We start from the raw sequence: 1,916 nt of genomic DNA on the forward strand, positions 1-1,916 counted from the left end.
CCGGCGCGCCCCCGCGGGCTCCGCGTCACCCGCCACGCGGCCCGCTGCGGGGATCGAGACTGGCACACTCGCCGAGGCGGCCTCGGAGGGCGGCACCCGATGGCCCGGACTGGACGCCCGCGAGGAGTTCCTCCGCGTCAACAACGCCGCGTTCTCGTGGCACCCGGAGCAGGGCGGATGGACCCGCGCCCAGCTCGATGAGCGACTGGCTGTGGAGTGGGTGGACCCCGGGGCGATCTTCCTGGCCGTCGACACCACGGGTCCGGTGCCCCGGCTCGCGGGCTTCCACTGGACCAAGACGGTGAGCGAGCCCGGTTCCCCCGTGGAGGGCGAGGTCTACGTCGTGGCGGTCGACCCGTCCGACCAGGGGCGCGGGCTCGGAGGGCTGCTCACCTCGCTGGGGGTAGCGCACCTGGAGGGTCCGGTGGGTGCGGAGTCGGTCGTCCTCTACGTGGAGGGTGACAACGCGGCGGCCATCCGGACCTACGAGAAGCTCGGATTCACCGTCGAGCACCGCGATGTGACCTACGCCTCGGCGTGAGACCCCCGTCCGGGACCTCGGAGGTCGGCGATCACCCCAGGTGGGGGCGCCGTACGAATCCCCCGAGAGGTCATAACCGTGACGCATCCACTGAGTTCATCTCTCGTTCATCTCGACCGGCGAGACCGTTCATATCGGACCCTTAGGTTCTGTGCTCGTCGGGTCTCGGTATCGGCCCGGCTTTGTGTTGCAGTCGCCAAAGACGTGTTCGGGGGGCTATCCGCCGGACGAACCAAGGAGATTCAGTGAACCTCAAGCGCACCGGTGCTCTTCTCGGCCTCACCGCCCTCACGGCGGTCGGGCTCGCCGCCTGCTCGGATGACAACACCGGAAGCGGTGACACCGCGGCGCAGAGTGTCTCCGACGCGGAATGCGCGGGCAAGGAGACCCTGACCGCGTCGGGGTCCTCCGCCCAGAACAACGCCATGACGATCTTCGCCAACTCCTACGCCATGAGCTGCGAGGGTCAGACGCTGAACTACAACTCCAACGGCTCCGGCGCCGGCGTGAGCGAGTTCACCGGCGGGATCACGGACTTCGGTGGATCCGATTCCCCGCTCAAGGATGCCGACTACGCGGCGGCCGAGGAGCGGTGCGACTCCGAGGCGTGGCACATCCCCGCCGTCTTCGGCCCGATCGCCGTGGCCTACAACCTCGACGGCGTCGAGCTGAAGCTCTCCGGCCCCACCCTCGCCAAGATCTTCAACGGTGAGATCACCACGTGGAACGACCCGGCGATCGCCGAGGAGAACGAGGGCACGGACCTCCCGGACGAGCCCATCACCGTGATCTTCCGGTCGGACGAGTCCGGCACGACCGACAACTTCCAGAAGTACCTGGAGGCGGCGTCGGAGGGTGCGTGGACGCAGGGCGCCGGCAAGACCTTCACCGGTGGTGTCGGCGAGGGCGCCCGCGGCAACGAGGGTGTCTCGGGTGCCATCGGGCAGACCCCGGGGACCATCACGTACACCGAGTGGTCGTACGCGAAGAACCAGGACCTCTCGATGGTCAAGGTCATCACCCCGGCGGACCCGGAGGGCGTCGAGCTCAACGCCGAGACCTCGGGTGTGACCATCGACTCGGCGCGGCTCCAGAACGAGGGCACCAACGACCTCGTCATCGACACCTCGTCGTTCTACGTCCCCGAGGCCGCCGGCGCCTACCCCATCATCCTCCCCACCTACGAGATCGTCTGCTCCTCGTACGCGGATCCGGAGACCGCCGCGGCCGTCCGGTCGTTCCTCAACATCGCGGTGGCCGAGGACGTCCAGGCACAGCTCGAGGACGAGGGCTACATCCCCGTGCCCGACGCCTTCCGCGAGCAGCTCCTGACCGCCATCTCCGAGATCTCCTGATGCACCGGGTCACCGGCCCA

Annotated in this window: 2 protein-coding genes; both read left to right on the forward strand. The window is 68.5% G+C overall.

Annotated elements, in window-relative coordinates:
- On the forward strand, window positions 1–541 hold a 541-nt coding region (gene mshD / locus G6021_RS07450), incomplete at its 5' end, for a mycothiol synthase (RefSeq protein ID WP_182640980.1).
- Between the two features lie 245 nt (window positions 542–786).
- Entirely contained in the window at window positions 787–1,896 is a 1,110-nt protein-coding gene (gene pstS, locus G6021_RS07455) for a phosphate ABC transporter substrate-binding protein PstS (protein ID WP_182640981.1), read from the forward strand.
- The last annotated feature ends 20 nt before the right edge of the window (window positions 1,897–1,916 follow it).

Origin of the sequence: Dietzia sp. CW19, assembly GCF_014145265.1 — a bacterium.
In the GTDB taxonomy this organism is placed as follows: domain Bacteria; phylum Actinomycetota; class Actinomycetes; order Mycobacteriales; family Mycobacteriaceae; genus Dietzia; species Dietzia natronolimnaea.